Here is a 22349-nt window from a genome sequence, read left to right on the forward strand (position 1 = left end):
CTTAGGCACAACAACATCCTTCCAGCCCGCCCTCCGGGCAAGCCAACTCAGATGTCACCTATCCGTGCAGCAGACCCCAGCGACGCCCTGGGCGCCGGCCAACTCGACCAGTGAAGCCTTGTACTCAGGCATCACCTCAAGGAGACGTTTGACCGTGTCCTCGCCGCCGCCGAGCTTCGTTACCAAGTCAGCGAACTGCTTCGACGCAGACGAGTAATCCGTCTTTGCCAGATCGCCGAACGACGTCCCGATCTGTTTAAACGTGGCCTCGTTCGTCTTGTACACGTCAGAGAGGTGCGACATGCCGAAGCTCGCACCGTCGACCCACTTCACGAACCCCGAGCGGGTTTCGTCTCCGAAACCGCCAGAGATCTCTTTCAGCGACGCAAGTGCGCCCGATGTCGCGTCGATCGAGACGCCCGACTTCGGGAACAGATCGTCAATGTTCTTGAGCTTCAAGTTGTCCAGTGAAACATTCACAGCGGCGAGCTGATCTGCGGTCAACTGTCCCTGAGCGCCGAGACCAGCAAAACCACTGATGAGGGCAGTCACCGCGAGAAGGACGCCGCCGCCCTTGCCGAAGCCGATGGCAACGGACTTGCCGCTCAGGCTCAGCTCCTGCATCGCCAGCTTCGTGGCTGCGATCTTGGGAATTAGAGCAATGAAGCCGCCACCGAGCAAACCAACGGCAGCCAGAAGGACACCGAAAATCAGCCCCGCCGCGAGCACCGGTGCCGGCAGATTGCCCACGGTGTCAACTACGTTCGTGAGGCCTTGTACCAGTGCGCGTAGGGTTTCGTTCGCCGACGACCCTGTCTGAATGAGTGCGGTGTCGATCGAGCCAGACAGAAATTCAAGGTCGCCCCTGAGATTGTCGAGCTTGATACGGGCGGTTTCGGCTGCGAACCCAGAGTCGTTGACCTTATTGGTCCAGTCCTCGATGCCCGCTGCGCCCTGGTCGTAGAGGACTGATGCTGAGCGGACAGCGTCCGACCCGAAGATCGTCGCTAGAGCGGAGTTCCGCTGCTCCTCGGTGAGGCCGCCGAGCTTTGTCTTCAACTGGTCTGCGATGCCCGAGAATCCAAGCATTTTGCCCTGCGCGTCGTACACGCTGATGCCGTACTGCGACATCACGCCCGCAGCCTTGGTCGAGGGGTTCTCGAGCGCCAGCAGCATGGTCTTCAGCGAGGTGCCCGCGTCGGAACCGACGAGGCCCGCAGATGCGAAAGCCGCAAGCGTACCCGTGGTCTGCTCGATCGACTGGCCTGCCTGAGATGCGACAAGGCCACCCTGCTTCAGTGCCTGACCGAGGTCATCAACTGAGCCCTGCGCCTTGCCCGCACCGGCAGCCAGAAGGTCAGCTATATGCGGTACGTCGGTGCCAGCGAGCTTGAACTGCGTCATCGCCGTAGCTGCGAGCTCCGCAGCATCAGCGACACCGAGACCACCAGCCGAGGCGAGAGACATCGCGCCCGTTAGTGCGCCGCCAAGAATGTCGGCGGTTGAAACGCCAGCCTTGGCCAGCTCGTTCTCGGCGTCTGCAGCTTCCTTCGCCGAGAACACCGTGTCGGCGCCCGCTTTGATAGCGGCCGATCGCAGCAAGTTCATGTTCGAAGCGGACTCGTGCGTGGACGCCTGAACCTCGGACATCGCCTGATCGAACTCAGCAAACTTCGACACCGCGAGGCCAACACCCGCCGCCGCTGCCGCGCCCAGGCCAATGAGAAGCGGCCCGGCCGTCGACGACAATTCCTTGATCGCGTCGCCACGCTGCGCGAGCTGCTCAGCAGCACTACCCGTGTCACGAGTTGCCTGAGCTGCCCGCTCCATACCCTGCACATAGTTACTGACCTGCGCCGCAAGGGTTACTCGCACTGTCCTATCGGTCATCAAAACCTCCAGGGAGTACGTATTCAGCTATATGGTTTGACGCATGACAACAGGGGATGCAAAGGTTGCCGGCGACGGAACCGTACGGATCATCGCGGGCGCAGTATTCTGCTTGCTCGGTGTATGGGGTGTGTTCCGGCTGCCGTTCGCAGTGGCGACAGGGGAAGGCGCAACAATCGCCGGCGGGCTGACGAGCGTATTGCTTTTTGGTGGGCTGGGCGTCTTCTTGCTTGTGCGCGGGCTCATCGCGCGCGGCAAGTATCAGCGGCCCTCGAGCGACTGACCTTCCGCCACAGGGGTGTAATCGACGCGCCTGACCGGGAACACCTTGCCGTTGAGGTTCGCTTTTTCGCCATGTGATGCCCGATAGGCGTCGACTGCATCGAGGCGTGCTTTATCGGCCCAATCCGTTCGGACCTCGTCAGCCACATATCGGTAGCCACCCGTGTACTTGGTGGGGTCCGCGTCAGGGTTCGTCGCTTCGGCGAATGGAAAGCCGTGGGTACCGAGACCTTCTTCGCGCAGCTGGTGTGCGAGCATCAGTTCGATGTCGTCTTCATCCCACTGCTGCAACTGAGAGTGCGGAATTCCCATGACAATGCACAGTGCTAGCTCGGCGCGGAGTCTCCCGTCGACTCCAAGACTTTTTTTAGGCGTTCGATGCGCTCCGTCGGCTCCGTCTCGTTGAGCATGTAGGAGGCCTGCGTGAGCAGCGAGTACGACGAGGGCGCCAGCGTCGAGAAGAACTCTTCCCACTCGTCTGTCGTCTGAACGAGTTCGTCGGTGCCCTCGAGGATGCGGGCGTCAACCATGATCGCGGCCTTGAGTGTTGACTCAGTGCTGTAACCGACCTGAGCTGAAAGACGTGCCCAGAAACTCGGGTCGGAACGGTAGATCTTCACAGTCACCAACGATTCGACTTCTGCAGCATCTAACTTCGCGAGGCTGGCTCGCGCCGCGACGCCACTGGCCATGCCAGCCCGCTTGTCGCTGTCGGCCGCCGCTATCTCGGCCATGAGAGCGTCGCGTTCATCGGTCGCGTCGGAGTCCATCGCGACGACGACAATCTTGAAGTTGCGACGAGCCTTCTTGGCTTTGGCAACCTTTTCTTTGTGACTGAGCATTCTGTTTCCTCCGCTGATATTTCCGCTGATGGGTTGAGCCGGCCGGATGCTCAGCGGGAGACACCCGGCCGGGGCTTATTACGTGAGGGTTACGGTGCGAATGACCGAACCCAGCGCCATCGACTGCTCGATGCCGAACTTGCCGTCGTCGCCATTCAGCGGCGACTGGATGCCGAGGGTGCCAGCGATGACGCGGCCTGTCTGTGCGGCAGCGAAGTCGGTCGGGTTCGACACGCTGCGACGTTCGAAGAACCAGCCGGGAGAGTAGGCGGTGAGCAAAACAGCGGCCGAGTTCGGGTCAGCCGAGTCCACGTACTGCATCTTCAGGCTCGCGTTGATCTTGCCGAGCGATTCGAGGTCCTGCGGAAGCGACTTCCGCGGGTCCTTCACGATGTCCTGCGTCTGGTCTGGTGCCCACCCGCCAGGGATGAACGAGTACGTGACCCGCTTGCCAGCCTTCACGGCAGCAGCAGTGATCGTGGCAGGCACTGCGCCAGCGACCCAAACAACGGTCAGGTTGCCCAGCACGTCTACTGCCGGGGCTGGAATTTCAATAACGTCAACCATCGGTCGACTCCTTTACTCGTAATCCCGCTGATTACAGATGCCCCGGAAGGGCTCACCGCACAGGTAGCGCGGTGAAAAATTAGGCCGGGTAGCTTGAGAAACCGCATTCGGCAACATGGAAGATGACCCACGGTACGAGTTCCTTGTCGACCTGAATTGCAGCCGGTGAGTTCCACCAGATCGGGTCGGGAAGCTCTCCTGAGATGACCGGGGTGACACCCACACCCACGCCGCCAGGCACAAGCACCTCGCCGACCTTCTCGCCGATTAGCGCCGCCTGATCAGCGGTCACCCCGACCGAGTGGATTATCCATCGTGGGTTCTTCGTGAATCTTCCAGAGCTCGCACGCGTAGCCGTATTCGTGCCGCTCGAAGGATGAATCACCACGTACGGCGGAGCAACCTTCATCTGCTCAGGGATGATGCCAACGAACGTCTTAGACGCAAGCGCTGGGATGGTCTCGACTTGCGCTTTCAGCCACGCCGTGTGCGTGCGGCTCACGAGCCAAGACCGTTCAGCGCTTGATCAATGGCAATCTCGATGCCGCGCTGAAAATCGGCCTCGTTCTCGTTCAACGACGCCAACCCGTAACCCTTTGGCGGGCTGGTTGGCGAGCCGTACTCGGAGATGAAACCAAGCGAACCCTGCGCCTTTCCTACCTCAATGCCAATCTCAGAGCTGATCGGTGCCTGGGGGGAACTCTCTGACGTGATGTCGTAGTTGATCGCCCGGGCGATGCCGCCCAGGGTGGGGGAGCCCTGCGCTTTACCCTGCCAAGTCCGTTTGATTTTCAGCGAAGTGGTGTTCAGTGCGGCACGAATGTTTCGCCGCGAGACGGGGGCCGTTGCATCGAGAGCCGTTGCGAGGCTGTCGATCTGAGAGAAATCGAACGATACGCCGTCAGCCATAGTCAGCTCACAATCTCGACGGGGAAGCGGCGGGCGGTTGAGAATGACTGAACATGCCCGCCCCGGATGACCATGTGCACCCCAACGGACTCGGGGTCAAGAGGATTCGCGGTGATCGTCGCGACATCGTCGGGCAGTATTCTGCCGGTGCCGGAAATCGGTAGAGACAGCACGCCCTCCTGACGGGCCAACGACTGGCCTTGCACGTCAGCTTCTCGAACGATGGGGGAGACGAACCTGAATCGGCACGGCCCCTCGTACATCGTCGTCAAGACCTTCGGATACAGCCCCGTTGACTCATCGATCGGGCCAAGAGTTTCCCGGGTCACCGCGCACTGGGCAGACATCAGTGACTCGGCGACCGTGCGCCCGAAGAGAGTTGCGCCAGATGCGATGCTCATCGGGTCATCTGCGAGTAGACACCGCTCGCCCCGTACTGGTTCTGCAGGCTCAGGATATTGCGGTCGCTCAGGGCCATGCCGGACATGTCGCCGGCGTCAGCCCATGCGGCCTTGAAGTCGTCAATAGCGACTGACGAGAGCCCGCCGGCAGTGAGCCCGAGCTTGAGTTCGAGAGGGATCAGAGTTTGTGAGACGAGCACACAGGCCCATCGTTTGAGACCTTCAGGCGCGAGCGCGTAACCATATGTGAAGGTCACGGTCACGGGGTCGTCGTGGGTGAGCCTGTAGCCTTGGGAGACGAATGTTTCGGCGCTGAAATCGTCAGTGTTGGTTGAGTAGAAGCGGTTGTACGGGTCGATGCTGAGCACCATGTCGCGGCGCGTGTACGGTACGTCGATGCCGGCGCGCCGGACGCTGTCGACGGAGATCAGCGGCTTGGCTGGAATCTCGACAGTGCCGCCGTCGGGCTGCGCTTCATAGGTGACCTGAGACTGCGGAAAGACGTTCTGCCCGATGACGTCTTCACGGAGATACGCGGATGCTGCCTCAAGCAGGCTCGTGATCCATGCTTGCTCGTCAGTATTGAACGTGCGGTTCAGCATGGTGCCGAGATCTGTGTACGTCGCGAATGCCTGCACGATGCCCCCTTGGACGTTGTGGGTCGTTGGACGGCACCACCGAAGCGATGCCGCCCAACGGGTTGTTGTGGGTCAGGTGATGATGCCCGCGGTGCGCAGCGAGACGATCAGCGCGTTCAGCTGTGTGCCAGCCGAAGTGCCATCAGCAGCAACGGTCGCCGGGGCGACAAGAGCAGCCTTCTTGACCTGGCCTGCCGTACCCGCGGTCGCCGCCGCGTTACCGCCGACGACGCCCGCTTCGAGGTTCTGCATCTGGGCCGGAGTGGGTTTGACCCGTTCGCCGTTCGCCCAGACGCCAGGCGTGTACGTCGCCACGGGTCAGGAACCCGTGTAGTAGACGACACCGGTCGGCTTGATGACCTTGCCGCCGTAGACGTGCAGACCACGGTAGCGGTCCGCGAAGGAGTCGTTCGCGCGCAGGGCTTCCACCTTGTCGAGCTGCGACACGTAGGCCGCGGCGTTCTGGTGGAACGCGACGAACTGCGGGTAGTTGACGACAGGCAGGTTCGCGGCCGACACGATGCGCATGCCGAGGATCTTGCCGATGGTCGCCTCGCGGAGACCGTTGTTGTCACCCGAGGTGTCGAAAGCCGTGAGCTTCGAGTTCGCCTGCAGAAGCAGGGCCTCGAACTCGGCGTTGATGCCAACCACGCGGTTGGCCGCGGGCACCTTGGCCTTCTGCAGCTGCTTGCGCGCCGAGACGAGCAGGTTCCACGCGGCATCGCCCGAGGTCGGCGTCGCAGGCGAACCAGCGAGAGCCGTGCCGTTGGTGATGAGGAGCCCACCAATGAACGCGTCCGAGTCGGTCGCGAGCGCGTCGCCGGCAGCGTTCGTCCAGTCGCCGAACGAACCGGCAGCCTGGGTGGCATCGATGTCGTCGATCTTGAAGTCGAACGACTTCTCCTGATTGATGAGCAGGTCTACACCGGTATCACCGATGTTCTGCGCAGAGGTGACACGGCCGGCGGCCTTGTAGTCGGTGATGTCGGGGGCGACGACACCGGTCAGCTTGACGACATTGCCTTTAGCGGCAATGCCCTCGTACTTGCGTGAAACGAGGGTCGGAAAGACAACTTCCGCGACCCACCGATCGATGGTCTGATCCGACCATACGGACGGAATGAAGTTCGCTACAGTCATGTGGACCACAGCTCCTTATCTGGTTGGTTAGGCGGAGATGCCCATGAGGTTGTTGATCCGCCCATCCGCGCGTGCTTTCGCGCGCTCGGCGGCGGGCAGTGCGGTGTACTGCGACTCGGTGAGCTGGGTGACCTTCGTCTCCTTGCCCTTCGCGCCCTGGTCGGCGGTGGCGTCGAATCGACGCACCGGAGCAGCAGCGAGATGTGGCTTGCGTGCGATGAGGTCATCGATGGCTTCGTCGAGCGCGTCTGAATCGACATCGCCGTTCGCGTCGACAGAGAGTTCCTTGAGATCGATGTACAGGTGCGCGTCAGACGGGTCGGCGAGCTTGCCCTTGGCCGCAGCCTTGAGTTCGCTCTTGACCAGCCGAGTGTTCAGCGCGTTGGTCGCCTCGCTTGCACCCTCACGCCGGGCCGCGTCAAGCGCAGCCTGTTCAGCGGGGAGGTCCTTCGCCGCGGCCGCGGCTCGAAGCTTCTCGAGTTCGGCTTTCGCTTCTCGCGCGTCTTCACGTGCCGCGTTGCGCGCCACCTTCATGCGGTCGAGAGCCTGCTTACCTGCGTCGGCGAGAGCGGATTCGCCTTCGCCTTCGTCGTCGATCTCTTCGTTTTCGTTCTCTGCCTCTTTGGCGGCTTCTTCCGCTGCCGCGGCGGCCAGTGCGGCCTTGTCGGCTTCGGTTTCAGTGCCCTGAATATTTGCTACGGACATGCCTGTTGCTCCTTTGAGGTGTGCTGCCGCGTTGCGCGACGTTCTTCCGCCCGAAAGGAGCGGGAAGTTTTGAGCACAAAAAAGGCGCCTCGCGGGGAGACGCCTGATGTGCGGAGTTAGAAGACGCCCATGGCTCTTGCGAGCCGCTGGACTGATGCGGGGGAGTCTGCGACCTTCGCAAGTTGCAGGTCGTATTGATCCTGAATCAGCTGACGCTGCAGAGGCGTGATCAGCTGCGGCTTCGAGTACTTGTCAGCCGAGTTCTCACCGATCGACCGCGGCAAAATGCCCGTGTTCGCGATGTCGAGGCGGGCCTTGGAATCGAACAGCCGGCGCTCGGCCGCCGTCATCGTGTAACGGTTCAGCGGGTCACGAATCCCGGTCGCGTTGGCATCGAGCACTGCGTTCGATGCCGCGCGCGCCTTCCCGCCTTTGCCGAGCTGGCCGAAGCCTTGCGCTGCGGGTCCCGTGCCGATGATGTTGCCACCACGAATTTGCGGGCCGGTGATGTAACCGTTCTGTTCCATCATCTTCACCGCGTTCGTGCGTGTTCCGGCGGTGCGGTAGATGTCGTCGATCGACATCTTGTGCGGGGTACCGTACTGCGCATTCGATTTCACGGTGCCCAGTCCGCGGGCCCGCAGGTTCTCGACACGGTAGATGTCGCCGCCGTCCCGGATAGACCGAGCTTCGATGCGACCAAAGAGTTTCGTCTGGTCATCGTTCGACAGCGAGTGGAAGTATGCGTACGGGTCAGTGCGCAGGTCGCCGGACGTGTCCTCAGATGCGGGGATATGGCGGCAGTCGCAGCGTGGGTGGCGGAGAAAGCCCGAGTTCCACCTGAACCATTTGCCCGCCAAGATGATGCAACGCGAGCACGAAGGCGCGTTCAGCATCCGCACGTAGCCTGAGATAGCTGGGCGTGCGCCCATGTCGGCCTGCGCCACGCTCCGGCCAGTGTCGGCGAGGATCGTGAGCGTCGTTCCGGTCAGCCACCTGCCCGCCTGGGCGAGAGCCGACTGCGTGTCGCGCCCGCTCCCGACCGCGACCTTCGCTTTCGTGACCGACGTGTCAAGCAAGTCGTTCACGAGTCCGCCGGCGGGGGTGAACTCCACGAACGCCTCGGGAATGATCGCGTTCGCGGTAGGAGCGGACTGCCCAGTCTCGGCGAGCACGGCAGGCAGGTACGCCGCCGAGGTAGCGACCGCTGCCAGCCGCCCGACACGGAGCACGTCGGCGATCTGCGGGCGAAGACTCTTCCACGACGGGTCGAAGTCGCTGCCCATCTGGCGCCACAGCTTGCCTATCGATGCAGCCGTGGCGCCGGCGATGGACTGTTGCTGCTGGTAGTAATCAAGCGACGACTGCGGGTACTGAACCAAGCTGAGCCAGTCCCCTCGTCGCCGCCGTGATCTGCGGGTCAACCGCTTCCTGCTCAACCATCGCCATGACCCTCTCGATCTCGAGCGGGTCGAGGCCGTCGATCTCCATCAGGTACTCGAGTGGGTAGCCGAGCTGCTTCTTCTTCAGAAGGGCATCAGCCAGTTGGGCCTCCGAGCGGATCTCCGGGTTCATCCACGTAGGAACAGCGAGACGCGCCTGCTCGGCGAGCGCCTGGTCACCCTTCGCGAGCGCGATGAGCCGGAATAGCTCACGCATCGCCGGGTTCGTGAAGGTCTGGAACTCCAGAACCTTCTTGTTGAGCCCAATCTCCGACGCCTTCAGCCCGTCACCGTTCACGTTCGAGATGCCCTTATTGGTCACCAGATACGTCGGCGGTGTGCGCGTCTGAGCGGCGATGTGGCCCACAGCGATCTCGATGGTGTCCGTGAACACGTCGAGCGCCGCGGCGGGCCACGAATCGATCTTCGCGGACTCGCCCGACAGGTATAGAAGACGCTTTTCGGCGAGATCCTTGATATCGGCCGGCTTCTCGCCGATCCTCTTTCCCTCAGAGTCAAGAATGGGAATCATCGGCGGCTTCGACGCCAGCACCACCCGTGCAGGCATCGAGGCGTAGTCGGCAGAGAGGAACAGGTACGCCCAGAGAAGGTTGATGGCGTCCTGCATTGGCATGACGCCCTGAATCTCCGAAACAGGGTCGCCGAGCAGAGTCGGCCGGTTCTGGAACTCGACCACGTTCACAATCCCCATAGGGTTCACTGCCGGCCACGGCTCAGCCGGGATCTCGCGGGGCATCCACCCCCAGTCGCCCTCGTAACCGGGGCGGTTCTGCTTCGCCTGCGACTGCCGGTCGTTGCGGGTAACGGCGCGCTTCCGCTCGTACTTGAATAACCAGGTCGGCGTGTAAAGGGTTGCGTACTCCTTCTCGTCATCCATCCACGTCTTTAGCGCTGCACGCCGGAGCCGAGGGTTCACGAAGTCGTACTCAATCTCCACCTGCGACGGGTGCTCCCACGTCACGATCGGATTGTTGTCCGAATCGCCCCACACGATCACGAAAGACCGACTCGTCGCCAGCGTGGTCACGAACCCCATCGACGACTGCATGTCGAGCTCGTTCCGCAACCACTCCTCGTGCAAGGCCTTCGCCGCGGTCGCCTCACCGTTGATCTTGATGCCGGTGTACTTGATCCGCTCAGCCTCAGCGTTCACGACCGGTCCGCACCAGTTGTCGGAGAATCCGTCGTAGCGGGCGGCGTTCGCACGCTTCCACTCCGCTGTCGCAAAACTCAGCGGCTGCTCGCCGTGGAAGTACCGCTCCCGGTTATCGATCTCCGGGCGTCGTGCATTCAGCCTCGTGTGGATCCTGATGACCAATTTGAGGGCTTCCTCGGCATCCAAGAGCGCCTCCAATTCGGGTGGGTCAGTAGTAAACGTCGTTCGATTCGTCGAACTCGGTCTCGCCATCGGCGATCGCGTCCAACGTCGCTTCGTGCGCGAGAGTGCCAGACATGGCTTGGTCGATCTTTCGGTGCTCGTCAGGCTTGCCGATGATGTACTTGTCACCCGGGCGCGCCCGCGTGACAGCGTTCTTCACGTGCTTCGCCACCTGCTCGTCACCGTCGTGCGTGAACAGCGAGTCCACATTCGACACGTCCGTGCGAATCCGCTCGAGCGCCCCGTGCATCCGGCCGACCTGGTTCGTTGGCCACTTGATGTACTTCTTCTCGCCGAACTTCGCGCCGAGCATGTCGGCCTCGGTCTCCCAGAACTGCGGGTCCATATAGAAACGCACGATCTGGTAGTTCGCTTCGAGCCACTCAAACGCTGTCATCACCTCAGAGCGGGGAATACGGCCGCCCCACTGCTTCGGATCCCACAGCGTGGGCCGCTTCTCGCCGCCAACGTCGTACGTTGGCGTGAACTGGTACTGACTCAGCGTCTCGAGACGGATGCCCGTCCAGTCGTTGTTGTCAGAACCGTCGAAGCCGCCACAAACCTTCGTGCGGAATTCCACCACAATCGGGGTGACCTTCTTCCTATCCCAGTTGCCCAGAGGCATCCAGACACCAGAGCCCGACACCACCCGGTTGCCGAAGAACCGTTCCGCCTGGGCGGGGTCGGTTTTCATCAGCTCGGCGGCCTCAGCCTCGATCGATGCGAGATCCACCCACCATGAACCCGCGTACACGTATTCGTGAATGAGCTGCCGGTCCGCTTTCCGTGCGTACACGAGAGGCTTCCCGTCCTTGCCCTTCAGAACAAGGTCAGGGTCGCGGTAGAAGATGAAGCAGTCATCCGCGTCGGAGTCGTAAGTCTGCTGCGCGTACGAGTTCAGCGCAGGATCCCACGCGTTCGTCGTGCCATGCGTTCGACCACCCATGCCGGCGGCGCCACGACGCTGCGTCTCCGCAACATCGATCATCTTGTTGGACTTCGTGTACAGCCCAACCTCGTCCTGCTCAGCATCCGAGATCGGGTTACCGAGACGAGAGTTCGCCGATGCGGTCACGACATCGATGCGGTCGAGGTCGTCGTCGCCGTTCTCCGAGAGGATGCGGATGAAGCCCTCGCGCACAGCGAGCAGCGCACTCAGCGGGCCAAGCTTGATCATCGCGCGAAGCGGCCGGTAAATATTGTCGGCCTGATCCTCCGAGTTCGCGGTGATCTGGATCAGTGGGGAAGGGTGACGCATCCCGATCGGGTCGCCCGCCGCATACACATACGGGTCGTCTTCGTCATCATCATCGCCCCAGCCGCACGGGCATCCATGATCGGAGCACACGTACATCTCGCCGCCGACAGCCCACCCGCCGAACACGCTCGGCCCGCACGCCTCAAAAGCGACCTGCGCCGCAGACCACGGCCCCTTGCCGGTCTTCTGCGGTGCCACGATCAACGTCTGCCGATACACGAACGCCTGGTTCAGAAGCGGCGGGTTCTCCGGGCCAACATCATCCGGATGAACGAACACCGACTCCGGACGGATCCGGTACCGATTCGCCGTGCACCAGAACTGCCAGTCAGCCATCTCAAAGGCCTTGCCGCGAGTGAAACCGTTCGGCACACGGCAATGACGCGTGATCCACGCATCCGCCAAGTCGCCGAGAGTGGGGAAGTCGACGAGGAACTCACTCATCGCTCACAGCACGAAGACGACGCTTCGGCTCAACAGAGGAAGGATCGGCACGAACCCGCTGATTCGCAACCTCATCGACAGCGATCGCCCAGCCGTTCTCCTTCAACCCCGCCGGGGTCAGACCGATCTGATCCCGGTAGCGGTGCAGCTGACCGACGAGAGCAGCAGACGCGCTCGGATCGAACTCCACAACAGCTTTCAGCCGGCAGTACTCACCGATGATCGGCCAACGCCACGACTGCACAGCCCAAGCACACGCCTGCGGAGTCGTCCAAGCCTCAGCCCAGATGTCAGCCTCACGCTCACGGAACGACTCGGTCTCTCCGTCGTCGCGCTCCTTTACCTTCCGACGCTCAGTACCGGATCCTTCGAAGTACTCCATGAACAGCACGATCGGCTGCAGAGGGAACTCGGGAACGACGCCAGCGAATCCGCCAGCCGGCAGTGCGCTGAGCACCAGATTGCGGCGGTCAGACCGCTCGGACTTCGGGTCGGCCTGAGGCCCAGATCGATTGCGTGCACCACCTGAAACCATTTTGGTCATACCTCCGAGCAGCGTTGCGCCGCATCACATCGCAGCCCGTTGCGGGCCACTTTCGAAACTTTTGAACCATCCGCAAGGTTTAGTCACCTCCCCGGCGGTCCAGGGCGGCGGTCTGGTTGGGGTCACCCCCCACCCTTCAGCGCTCTTGCCGGGCTGTTTCGGGGCGGGTTAGTTGGCTTGGTGCCAGCCGCCGGGCTGTTCGGCTGCTGTTGCTTTGTCGTGACACGGTTTGCATAGTCCGCGACCGTGGGTTGGGTCGTTGGGGTTCTGTCCTGTGTCTGTTAGTTCTTTACGTGATGTGGGCCAGTGGTCTGCGATGTTCGCTTCTGCTGCGTTGCAGATGACACAGATGGGGTCACGTTGGAGAACTTCGTTTCGGAAGCTGCGATGCCCGGCGCTGTTGTATCCGCGTTGTGTTGCGGTTCCTCTGCGTTTGTCAGCATCTACCCGGTGTTGGTGGCAGCGTGAGCCTTCGCCGGTGGGGTAGATGGTGGGGCACCCTGTGACGCTGCATACCCGCATGCTCACCCTTCGATAGCGGTGGGTTGGTCGCGCGTTGCTGCATCATCGGCGATCATCAGGCTGTGGGCTTGGTGGCCTTTGCCGTGGTCTTCGTGTCGGGGGTCTCTACGACGGGTTCGATGATGGGGTCCGCGATAGGTTCAGCGGTCGGCACGAACGACAGCGCAGTCTCGTCGACGGTCGAGGTCACGGTCGCATCCGGCGTCTCAGCGGGCACGTCGAGGGGGATCGGTGCTGTCAGTGTTGCGAGGGCCGCGTCGTATGCGGTGCGCACGGTGGTGAGTACCGCTTCGTCGCGTTCGATCGCGCTGATGCGGTGCTCGAGTTCGACCTTCTCGTTCGCGAGCTCCTGGCTGTCGCTGCCGTTGCGGGCGATCGCGGACTTCAGGAGTTCGATGGGCGACTGGGGTGTGAATGAGAACGTCAAGGTGGAACCTCTCTTGGAGTTGTTGTCTACCATTTGTGCTGCTGACCCTGCAGGGCTCGAACCTGCGCCACATCGGTTAACAACCGAACGCTCTGCCAACTGAGCTAAAGGTCAATACGGGCGGCGGCTATCCGATCTACAAGTCGGAAGCCCCGAACGGCTTTTCGCCGCCGCCTATGCCACGCGTCGATTGCGTGCGCTATCTGTCCGGGCCGCCAACCCCAGGTTGTGGCGGTCACAAAACAAGCTCGGGGAAACCGGCCCATTTCGAGAGTGTGAAGCAGTCAGAATCAGCCGACTCGTTCAGGCAGTAGTAGCCGGTGAGACGACCGAGGCGGGCGGGCACCAGATGGGTGCCAGATTCGCCGCAGCGTGCGCAGCTGAGCATCTCAATCGTCACCGTTGCGCATGAACACGGCGATGACGATGACGGCGGCGAGGATGATCGCCGACATGCCGACGGCAGCGAAGATCAGACCCATCATTGCGTCTCCCGTTTGTTGAGGATTCCCGGGGGCGCAGGTACACCTCGCTGGAGGTATCAGTCAGCGTCTTGGATGCCCTTCCGGACACAGGGCCGGTTGACGCCCCCGAAAGCTGGTGTGCCCGGGCAGCATTGATGGCCCGGGCGATGCTCGTTGTGGTGAGCTACCAATGGAAAAGGCCCCGCATCTGAGTGCTGGGGCCTGAACCGGGACGGCGTAAGCCATCCAACAGGTTCTATCTTCCTGACTTTCCACCTTTGTTGCACGGTGCGACGCTGACGGCGTGTCGCGACACGCCCGGACTCCATAATTTGCGCGTGAAAAGTTATCCTCAGGCCACCCTCGCCAGGTTATCCACAGGTGCTCGTATAGGCCCGGAAAGCCGGGAAACGTCCTGTGGACTTCGAAGGTGAAATTAGTGTGAAAACTCGGCGAAACCTGCGGGAAGTTACACGCGTGTAACTACTTCATGTAGGGGTATGTCTATGAGCTCACAACCAGATGTAGGGTTATTGAACGGACCGAGAACTTCTCATCCCACGAAAAAAAGGCTTGAAACAAGCGTCTCAAACCTAGTTTTCGTCTTCGCAGTAAACCGAGACCCGAAGTTTGGCGCTTCTTGTTTCAGATTGGAGTTTCCGTAATGGGAAACCGTTCGTTCGTTCGTCTCTTGTCCAACTATATGCCTAACGCAGATCGCGATACCAGCGATTTCAGCTATCGGCGCATCAGAATGCTGTTGCTCTTCTGCAGGGCCATCATTTCCGTCTTTTTGGACATCTCAGTCGCCCTCTCGCGAGGCTTCAACTTCGCTTCTTGAACGAATCAGTCTCCCAGCTACGTCTCGTAGCTGGGAAACCATTCAACGAAAGGAGGTGAACTATGACCAGCAAGCAGTCTGCTAGTACCGGTAAGAGTGCTCGAAGCGCGATTGACGGTCGGTATGTAACTGTCGCGTATGCCAACGCACACAAGTCAACTACCGTCGTGTCAAAGACGAAGAAGAGCAAGTAGATAACACAAACAGCATGATCAGCAGGGGCCGTATCGTCCGAAGGGTGCGGCCTCTGTTGCCTTCTGATCTTACAGATGATGCCCGCATCCGCAGCGCAAAATCATCCGTGCTTCGAGGTGCCTTTCGGCCGGCCGCGCACCATGGCGTCGAGCACGCGCCGCAGCTGCAGCATTCGCACTTCGAGCCCACGCGTGCCGTCGTACGTGTCGAGCTGGCTGGTCTCGATGAGGCGGTAGATGCGCGATTTCGACCGCCCGGTGAGTATAGCGGCTTCCGCCACTGTGGCCAGCACAGGATCCATGGTCATGCGCGTTTCACTCTCAATTGTGTGAGGTCGCGTTCTTCGTGGTCGCGAACTCGTGGCAGGTCAGAGAGCGGTCTGTCCCGGCGGTGGCGACGCCAACGGTCTGCATTGACCAAAGCTCCCCGAGTAGTATCTGGGCGTGGGGAACGAAAAAGACCTTAGGCTTGCGCTTGACATCGCAACAGCAACCGGCGGCGCAATAATCGCGGCGGTGATGCCTGCGCTTGCAATTCCGGTTGCCACAGTCACGGTAGGAGCGAATGCTGCTGGACATTCGTTCATCGATCGACATCTCGCCCGTTCTCGCGCGGCCGTGCAAGAGACGATAGAAGCAGCTGTCGTCACGGCGGGCATAACAGCTGAACAGCTCATTGCAAAGATCGCGGCTGATGAGAGACTCCTTCTCGTGTTCTCCGACGTCGTCGATTCCTCTATCCGGTCGGCCCTGCACGAGAAAATTCGTGCGATGGGTCGGTCGTTGGGAAAGATGGCGGTCGACGAGGCGCTTATCGATCCCGAATCCGTTTGGATCGGCATATACAAGGTGATCGAGCGACCGCATGTTCGTGTTTTGCAGATCCTTTTCAGCGAACGGGCGAAAGCCTTTCAAAGCGTCTATCCCGATCTTTACGACGCCGAGCGACTTGGGTCGCTCACGGGACTCGGGGTAGCTGTGCAACCGATACTTAGTACGCTCACCGACATCGGAGCGCTCGAACTGTATTCTGCACAGAGGTCGACGAGTGCTATGCCAGAGCACTACCGAGAAGGAAAGCTTGCGCGGGTGCTCCTGTCGAACCTCGAAGGCTTGAGTCACACTACCTAGCACGCCCACCATCAGAGCCCGTCATCGCACGTGCATGGCCGCTCGACGAAACACGTCGTGCAAACCTCAACTGGTCGCCGCTCGGGCTCATCGTTCGCTTCGTCGTCAGATTCGACCGGTTCAACCTTCCGGCTCCACTCCGACTTCGGGCGCGAATTCGGCGACAGGCGTGGCTGCTTGAAAGCCGACCGACGCAACACATCGGCCTTGCCCTCATCCGTGGCCGCCATGCTCAGTGCACCAGCCTTGATCAGCATCCCGTCCACCTCAGGAACCGGCTTCCAATCCACACCAGCCCATGGCCACGACGGCGGTGCGATCGCGAGAAGGGCGCCCGGGCCAGACATTATCAACAGCTTCGCCTGGTACTCGTAACACACTGACGCGAGGTGAAGATCGCTGAAATGCCCAGCGTCGTGATCGGCGTCGAACCCTTCGACGTTCACCTGCCGTGTGCGCTCCTCACCGATCGCGAACTCCAACAGTGCGTAGATCCGTTCGACCTCGTCATCGAGCGACAGTTCCGCCGGAGACCACGAACCGACATCGGGACGCGGGGGAGCCTTCACGACGCGCTCGTAACTCTGATCGAAGATCGACCCCTCGCACGGGTAGAACTCGCCCGCGACACCCCGAATGATCCACCACCCCGGCCGGGCCGCCATGACACCTTCGAGAGTCGCGATGAACAGCAGCGGCTCACCATCGCCGAGCGTGAACGTCGCCGCGCCCTGCTTGTCGCCACCGTTCACGAATTCGAGCACAGTGATCGCGTTCTCCAGCGTGCCATCGAACTGCATCGCTTGAAGCGTGATGCGCATCCTGCGGTACTTCACAACTTCAGGCATCAGCGACGTCCCTCGATTTGACAAATTCAATTCTCAAGCTCGCGATACGATTTGCAACATGGCGGATACAAGCTGGATTGCGTGGTCGGGCTGGGCCTTCATCGGTAACACGACTCAAGTTCTTTCTTTGGTGGCGATTGCTTTCGCAGTGATTGAAGTGCTTGCGCGGCGACGTGCGATTGAACCGGTCGCGTGGACTTTTGATATCGTCGGGACTGCCCAACGCGAGCGCGGAAAGTTTCATCTCGCCACTTTCGGAAATGTGGGCAGCGGTGTTGCCCAAATCCTGAATGTTTCTTTCATTGAGTCTCGTGTCTGGGAAGAAGAGGACTTCCGTTTCAGATCGGTTATGGGTTCCGGTCAGACCGTAGATCTCTTCGTCTCCGCTGAGAGAATCGAACGCGCGTGGATGATCATTCTTTGGCGGTCGCACTCCGACTCGAATGTGACGATTTGCACGTGGCTTCCTCTTGCCAGTAAGGGTGAGCGACGTCTGGAGTGGGAGACGTCCGTTCAAGCCGCGCCGACCAGGTATTGGTGGATGAACTGGCGACGCGGACTGAACCCGGGCCCAGTTGGTCCGGGTCACCTTCCATCGACGGCGATCCGACGGTCGAACGACCAGGCAAAGTCCACAGCCCGCACTATTCGAGCGCTGAGCGGCGTGCCGGAGGGCAAATCCATGAGCCCATGGTCTTTGTCGAAGGGCGTACCTAACATCGATATTCCGCAACCTGAGTAATAACATCAGTCGCCCTTGACCGAGATGATCTGGCGGAGCGTGTGCCGGATCTCGACAAGGTCGGCCGCGTCAGCCATTACCACATCAATCGGCTTGTACGCCTGCGGGATCTCGTCAAGGAACGCGTCCGTGTGGCGCCACTCGATACCGACCATCGCGGCGTCGAGTTGCTCACGAGTGAACGTCTTGCGGGCGGCCGTCCGCGAGTACTCACGGCCAGCGCCGTGCGGTGACGAGTTCAGCGCGAGCGGGTTACCCTTCCCCGTCACCACGTACGAGGCAGCGCCCATCGACCCGGGGATGAGACCCCACACGCCGGCGTGTGCGTCGATTGCGCCCTTCCGGGAGAGCCACACGTCTTTGCCGAAGTGGTGCTCCTGCTCGGTGTAGTTGTGGTGGCAGTTGATCTCGTGCTGCCGGATCACCGGCTCGCCAACCCAGTCTTCGAACTGGCGCACAACCCGGTCCATCATCTCGGCCCGGTTCAGCAGCGCGAACGACTGCGCCCACCGAAGCTCACGGATGTAGGCCCAGAATTCTTCAGTGCCCTCCACGAGGTAGGCCAGATCGGGGTCAGGGAGATCGATCCACCAGCGGGCCGCCAGAGCCTTCGCGACCTTGATGTGGTGCTGCGCGATCTTGTTACCGATGCCGCGCGACCCGGAGTGCAGAAACAGCCACACCCGGTCAGCCTCATCGAGAGACACCTCGATGAAGTGGTTGCCGGATCCGAGGGTGCCCAGCTGAAGACGCCAGTTCCCGGCATACGAAGCGGGATCGAAGTGGGCACGATCAGCGAGACGCTCCAAATCAGCGATCCGGGGCGACGCCGTGTCCACGATCTTCGAGTTGTAGTTCCCGGCTGACAGGGGGATGGCCCGCTCGATCGCCTCACGCAGCGGCGTGCGGTTCAGCGGCAGCTGGTCAGCGGTGAACTGCGTACGAACTGCGATCATCCCGCACCCGATATCGACACCCACTGCGGCGGGCATGATCGCCTCGAGCGTCGGAATGACCGAACCCACCGTGGCTCCCATGCCAAGATGCGCGTCAGGCATCAGCGCCAGGTGGGGGTAGATGAACGGCATGGTCGCCGTCGTGACTGCTTGGTCGCGCGTCTTCTCGTCGAGGATGCTCGCCCAATTCAAAAGCCGTTTGCTGATCTGTTCCATGCTGATACCTCGTCTTGTTTGGTGGATATGATCGGTTGGTTTACGCGGCGGCCGCAGCTTCGATATCGACCGCTTCTTCGTCCAACATCTTCGATTCGTGCTGCAAGAAGATCGGAGACTTCGCCTTCAGGAGGTACGGCGCTTTGCCCTCAGCGCGCACGACCACGCCTTCGTCAACGAGCTTCTTGCCGGGGCTCAAAGGCACCGCCTGAGGGTGGGTGTTGTGAAGGACCACATCGATCCATGCGGAGGCGTCGAAGTCAGCGTGCCGGCCCCGCCACAACTCGGGCACATACTTCAGCCCAGATTCGGTACAGAACGTCTTCACCTGATCCCAACCCAGATCAACGACGCGGCCCTGGTTCGTGATGACCGCTACCCGATAGACATACATCTCGCTCTGCCGGTCGGGCAGGTTGTAGGTGTAGTTCTTTTGGATTGGCGCGCCGTCTTTCGTCCAGCCAACGACCTCGCCGTAGACGAGGAAGTTCTCCGGCACGAGATCGTCAAAGCGGCTGCCAACCTCAGACCATAGGTCGGTGGCGTAGAAGTGGTTCTGGTTCGGGTTGTTGGCGTCCTTGATCACCTTGCGGCTGCCATAGACGTGGGCATAGCCGGTCTCAGCAACGCGTACGCCGAGACGCTTCGCGAGCCGGTCCTTCCAGCCAAGCTGATGGCGCACGACCGTGTTGCCAATGCGGATGCTCGTGCCGTGCAGCTTCTGCGTGACGATCACTTCGGTCTCGTCCGCGATGGCGCCAGCGTTCCGGAAGTAGTTGTCGGTGTCGTAGTGCTCGGGCATGAACTTCGAATCAATGCGGCTGAAGGTACGCGTCGAGTTCTTATCGATGCGCTGCACGCCCGGCTGCTTCACGAGGTACTTCGTGCAGATCTCGTGACCGTTGATCTGATCGAACGTGTCGCCCGGCTTCAGATCGCCAAGGCTGATCCCGAGGTACGCGAGAGACGACAGAGGCATCAGCAGAGAGTCAGACTGGTGTCCACGAAACTTCAGCGCCTTCACCCGCCGGTTGTCTTCGAGGTAACCGGTCAAGTCCTTGTCGACGTTCCGATCACTGTGACGGTGAAGGCTGTTCTCGTAGGCGTACCGCAAAGACAGCTGCGACTCGGCGGAGAAGAACACCATCACGTCACCGATCTTCACGTCACGAGAAACGATCGCCTGGTAACCGAAAACTGGAACGCCTACGACGTTGTCGCATCCCTTCAGTTCGGTGATGGATCGGACCACAACGATTGTTGCGGCGTAATTCGAATTAATCGGTAGGTCGAGTTTCATGCGAAGGCCTCGTTCTCTTGTCGGTGCTTGTGAAGATGGGTTTGGCAGCTACAGCGCGCCAGCTCGGCGCGCCACGTTCCGGATCGCCTTCCGGGCCACGAACTTCCGCCCCGAGTCGAAGGACTCATAGGTCGAGAGAAGAACGGCGGCAGACATGAACGCCCAGACGTAACCGCCCACAGTGTCGCCGGCCACGAACAGGTGAACTGTGTGAATCGCAGCGTTGACGGCGATCATGATCGGCAGGAACCAGAACCCGTACAGAGACTTCATCGTCTTACTGCGTTCCAGTTTCGACACGCAGATCGGGTACGACGGTCTCCGGCTTGAAGATCACCTCGTAGTGGTAAACACTCACGTCGACGGCCTTCTCCTGAAGCGAGAACCAGGCCACATTGTCGGACTGGCCGAGGTAGTCCTTGATGTACTGGTCGTCACCGATCTTGCAGGTGACCGCCAGAGTGTTCACGAGACCGTCCGCCGGATCGACGGAGCATCGGCCCTCGACCGTGGCGATGTACTTGTCGGTGATGCTGTTGTAGAAAACGATCTTCCGGTCGATGCGGAACTGCTCCGCCTCCGTTGACAGGTTCTTACTCACGACCTTCGAGTCCGAGTCGCAGGCTGTGAGACCGACCACCACGAACCCTGCGGCTAACGTGAGCGCGACGATCTTCGTCATGAGCTTCATGCGTTCCTTCTTTCCTCGTTGGTTGATGCCTCTTCTGCAAGCGCGTCGGCGGCTTTCTCCGCCGCGCGCACGACAGCCTTCGCCGCCTTGATACGGGCGCGGCTCTCCGCACGCACACGCTCCTTCACCGCCCGGGCACGCTCAGCGGCGGCCTCCACAATCGACGTGCGCAAGATCTTCAGATCGAAGTCAACGAGACGCGGATCCCACAGCTCCCCGCACTCCTCGTTCGTGCACTCCACAACGATCGGATCCTGATACTCGAGCGGGGGCCGACGGCGGAGCGTCATCTGCTTACAGGCCCTGCACCGCACAAAATGCGCCTTCTGCGGCGCATCATCGGACGGGTACCGTGCCAACGCTGTCTGCATCGCTGAGACGTACTGCACCGCACGAATCGCGCCCTGCACTCGGCTGAAAACGTCAGGCACCGACGCCTGCACATACTTCACGAGCATCTCCGTCACGAACCAGACAGCCTCGATGTTGGCCTCCGGATTGAACCCATCGAGCGGGGAAGCGGTCACATCACGCTCCGGCCGCTCAACACCCCACTCGACCGCGTAATCGTCAGCTAGAGCCCAGAGCGCACACCACAACGCGTCAGCCTCAAGCCACGACGACGGGACGATCATCCGAGAACCTGGAGCCGACCGAGTCGGAGTCTGATCGCGGGGCCCCGACTCGATCGAACGCAAGTGCGAGATCAGATCCACCGACCCCGCGAGCGCCGCGTTGACCTTCTCGACGCAAGACCCACACAGATACCCGATCTCTGCCGGGTACGGCAGACAGCCCTTGCACACCCGGTCTGTCTGCACGTTGAACCCGGTCTGCCGATCGACTCTGATGACGAAACCGTTGCAGTTGTCGAGGTGCTCACCCAGAATCGTGCAGGCTCGAACCCCAGGAATCTGGTCATTCGAGATGCATGCGATGTAACTCATGCTGCCACCAACGCAGAATGACTGGGCATGTAGCAGTAGGCCACGAAAGAGCATTGCTTTCCGCGCTTCGCGTGAGTTCGGATGAGAATGCACTGACGGCAGCGCTTCGAGTCTCCACAAGCGAGAGTGTTCTCAATCGTCCAAGCATGGCCATGCAGGCAAGCGTCTCGCTCGACCTTGAATCGATTGCCTCGGATCGAGTTCTCGGTGTCTGTTACTGGTTCCAAATGATCAGGATTCACACAGTTACGAATACGACAGAGGTGATCGAGAACCAATCCTTTAGGAATGGAGCCGATGAGCAACTCATACGCGAGGCGATGAACCGCTACGGTTCTGTCTTTGAGCCAATACAGCGCGTAGCCTTCCGGTCCGAGTTTGCCCGTCCATAACCAGCAGAACCCCGTAGGTTCGACTTTCTGCCAAAAGGTGTCCTCTGTGTTTCGGATCGGATGACCGAGATGAGTGCCCCAAAGCACGGGTACCTCGCGCTCTACTTGATCAAGCATTGGTCCCGGTCCTTTCATGGCATTTGTTCGGGCACTTCTTGTCGTATCCGCAAGGCCCGGCGAGTGCCCGGGTCCCACGTCGACATTTCGCACAGCACTC

27 protein-coding genes and 1 tRNA gene are annotated in these 22349 nt (G+C 60.9%); 3 read left to right on the forward strand and 25 right to left on the reverse strand.

Annotated features, from left to right (window positions below):
- Positions 1–54 precede the first annotated feature (54 nt).
- Entirely contained in the window at positions 55–1890 is a 1836-nt protein-coding gene (locus QN358_RS00005) for a phage tail tape measure protein (RefSeq protein WP_323511008.1), read from the reverse strand.
- Positions 1891–1933: 43 nt separating this feature from the next.
- Here QN358_RS00005 and QN358_RS00010 point away from each other — a divergent pair, with 43 nt between their 5' ends.
- Positions 1934–2173 (forward strand): hypothetical protein, encoded by a 240-nt coding sequence (locus QN358_RS00010; RefSeq protein ID WP_323511011.1) that lies wholly within the window; start codon positions 1934–1936, stop codon positions 2171–2173.
- Here QN358_RS00010 and QN358_RS00015 read toward each other — a convergent pair.
- The 17 genes from QN358_RS00015 to QN358_RS00095 form a co-directional block, all read right to left on the reverse strand.
- Complete coding sequence (locus QN358_RS00015) at positions 2152–2484, reverse strand: hypothetical protein (protein WP_323511013.1); 333 nt, start codon at positions 2482–2484, stop codon at positions 2152–2154. The genes QN358_RS00010 and QN358_RS00015 overlap by 22 nt on opposite strands.
- Before the next feature lie 14 nt (positions 2485–2498).
- On the reverse strand, positions 2499–3014 hold the full coding sequence (locus tag QN358_RS00020) for a hypothetical protein (RefSeq protein WP_323511015.1): 516 nt from the start codon (positions 3012–3014) through the stop codon (positions 2499–2501).
- Between the two features lie 78 nt (positions 3015–3092).
- Positions 3093–3581, reverse strand: a complete 489-nt coding sequence (locus QN358_RS00025; RefSeq protein ID WP_323511017.1) for a hypothetical protein — start codon at positions 3579–3581, stop codon at positions 3093–3095.
- Positions 3582–3660: 79 nt separating this feature from the next.
- Positions 3661–4083, reverse strand: coding sequence for a hypothetical protein (locus QN358_RS00030; RefSeq protein WP_323511018.1), 423 nt, complete (start codon positions 4081–4083; stop codon positions 3661–3663).
- On the reverse strand, positions 4080–4490 hold the full coding sequence (locus tag QN358_RS00035) for a hypothetical protein (protein ID WP_323511020.1): 411 nt from the start codon (positions 4488–4490) through the stop codon (positions 4080–4082). Before QN358_RS00035 ends, QN358_RS00030 begins: the two co-directional genes overlap by 4 nt.
- A 2-nt stretch (positions 4491–4492) precedes the next feature.
- Entirely contained in the window at positions 4493–4891 is a 399-nt protein-coding gene (locus QN358_RS00040) for a DUF6093 family protein (protein ID WP_323511022.1), read from the reverse strand.
- A complete protein-coding gene (locus tag QN358_RS00045; protein WP_323511024.1) occupies positions 4888–5529 on the reverse strand; it encodes a hypothetical protein in 642 nt (213 codons plus the stop codon). Before QN358_RS00045 ends, QN358_RS00040 begins: the two co-directional genes overlap by 4 nt.
- Positions 5530–5601: 72 nt before the next feature.
- Positions 5602–5844, reverse strand: coding sequence for a head fiber protein (locus tag QN358_RS00050; protein WP_323511026.1), 243 nt, complete (start codon positions 5842–5844; stop codon positions 5602–5604).
- Positions 5845–5847: 3 nt separating this feature from the next.
- The gene (locus QN358_RS00055; RefSeq protein ID WP_323511028.1) at positions 5848–6669 is read right to left on the reverse strand and encodes a P22 phage major capsid protein family protein; all 822 of its coding nucleotides are present in this window, start codon (positions 6667–6669) and stop codon (positions 5848–5850) included.
- Between the two features lie 27 nt (positions 6670–6696).
- Positions 6697–7374, reverse strand: coding sequence for a hypothetical protein (locus QN358_RS00060; RefSeq protein WP_323511030.1), 678 nt, complete (start codon positions 7372–7374; stop codon positions 6697–6699).
- A 116-nt stretch (positions 7375–7490) separates the two neighbouring features.
- Positions 7491–8756 carry a hypothetical protein gene (locus tag QN358_RS00065; RefSeq protein ID WP_323511032.1) on the reverse strand — a complete coding sequence of 422 codons (1266 nt, stop codon included), beginning with the start codon at positions 8754–8756 and terminating at the stop codon, positions 7491–7493.
- A complete protein-coding gene (locus tag QN358_RS00070) occupies positions 8728–10179 on the reverse strand; it encodes a phage portal protein (protein ID WP_323511034.1) in 1452 nt (483 codons plus the stop codon). The genes QN358_RS00065 and QN358_RS00070 overlap by 29 nt, the downstream gene beginning before the upstream one ends.
- A gap of 22 nt (positions 10180–10201) precedes the next feature.
- The gene (locus QN358_RS00075) at positions 10202–11917 is read right to left on the reverse strand and encodes a hypothetical protein (RefSeq protein ID WP_323511037.1); all 1716 of its coding nucleotides are present in this window, start codon (positions 11915–11917) and stop codon (positions 10202–10204) included.
- Positions 11910–12461: a hypothetical protein gene (locus QN358_RS00080; protein WP_323511039.1), complete on the reverse strand. Its 552-nt coding sequence runs from the start codon at positions 12459–12461 to the stop codon at positions 11910–11912. Before QN358_RS00080 ends, QN358_RS00075 begins: the two co-directional genes overlap by 8 nt.
- A gap of 577 nt (positions 12462–13038) precedes the next feature.
- On the reverse strand, positions 13039–13410 hold the full coding sequence (locus QN358_RS00085; protein ID WP_323511041.1) for a hypothetical protein: 372 nt from the start codon (positions 13408–13410) through the stop codon (positions 13039–13041).
- Between the two features lie 41 nt (positions 13411–13451).
- Positions 13452–13524, reverse strand: a tRNA-Asn gene (locus QN358_RS00090).
- 1486 nt (positions 13525–15010) lie between these two features.
- A complete protein-coding gene (locus QN358_RS00095; protein ID WP_323511042.1) occupies positions 15011–15217 on the reverse strand; it encodes a hypothetical protein in 207 nt (68 codons plus the stop codon).
- A gap of 136 nt (positions 15218–15353) precedes the next feature.
- On the opposite strand from QN358_RS00095, the gene QN358_RS00100 reads away from it, so the two are divergent.
- Positions 15354–16040: a hypothetical protein gene (locus tag QN358_RS00100; RefSeq protein WP_323511044.1), complete on the forward strand. Its 687-nt coding sequence runs from the start codon at positions 15354–15356 to the stop codon at positions 16038–16040.
- A gap of 11 nt (positions 16041–16051) precedes the next feature.
- On the opposite strand, the gene QN358_RS00105 is transcribed toward QN358_RS00100, so the two are convergent.
- Complete coding sequence (locus tag QN358_RS00105) at positions 16052–16888, reverse strand: hypothetical protein (RefSeq protein ID WP_323511046.1); 837 nt, start codon at positions 16886–16888, stop codon at positions 16052–16054.
- Positions 16889–16946: 58 nt separating this feature from the next.
- Here QN358_RS00105 and QN358_RS00110 point away from each other — a divergent pair, with 58 nt between their 5' ends.
- The gene (locus QN358_RS00110) at positions 16947–17630 is read left to right on the forward strand and encodes a hypothetical protein (protein ID WP_323511047.1); all 684 of its coding nucleotides are present in this window, start codon (positions 16947–16949) and stop codon (positions 17628–17630) included.
- A 5-nt stretch (positions 17631–17635) separates the two neighbouring features.
- On the opposite strand, the gene QN358_RS00115 is transcribed toward QN358_RS00110, so the two are convergent.
- The 6 genes from QN358_RS00115 to QN358_RS18795 form a co-directional block, all read right to left on the reverse strand.
- Positions 17636–18802, reverse strand: coding sequence for an RtcB family protein (locus tag QN358_RS00115; RefSeq protein WP_323511048.1), 1167 nt, complete (start codon positions 18800–18802; stop codon positions 17636–17638).
- A 40-nt stretch (positions 18803–18842) separates the two neighbouring features.
- Positions 18843–19949, reverse strand: coding sequence for an RNA ligase family protein (locus QN358_RS00120; protein ID WP_323511050.1), 1107 nt, complete (start codon positions 19947–19949; stop codon positions 18843–18845).
- Positions 19950–20150: 201 nt separating this feature from the next.
- The gene (locus QN358_RS00125) at positions 20151–20375 is read right to left on the reverse strand and encodes a hypothetical protein (protein WP_323511052.1); all 225 of its coding nucleotides are present in this window, start codon (positions 20373–20375) and stop codon (positions 20151–20153) included.
- A gap of 4 nt (positions 20376–20379) precedes the next feature.
- Entirely contained in the window at positions 20380–20793 is a 414-nt protein-coding gene (locus tag QN358_RS00130; protein WP_323511053.1) for a hypothetical protein, read from the reverse strand.
- Positions 20790–21428 carry a hypothetical protein gene (locus QN358_RS00135; RefSeq protein ID WP_323511054.1) on the reverse strand — a complete coding sequence of 213 codons (639 nt, stop codon included), beginning with the start codon at positions 21426–21428 and terminating at the stop codon, positions 20790–20792. The genes QN358_RS00130 and QN358_RS00135 overlap by 4 nt, the downstream gene beginning before the upstream one ends.
- Before the next feature lie 308 nt (positions 21429–21736).
- Positions 21737–22267, reverse strand: coding sequence for an HNH endonuclease signature motif containing protein (locus QN358_RS18795; RefSeq protein WP_416351937.1), 531 nt, complete (start codon positions 22265–22267; stop codon positions 21737–21739).
- Positions 22268–22349: the final 82 nt, after the last annotated feature.

The sequence above is a fragment of the Subtercola sp. RTI3 genome (assembly GCF_035018625.1).
GTDB lineage: Bacteria > Actinomycetota > Actinomycetes > Actinomycetales > Microbacteriaceae > Subtercola > Subtercola vilae.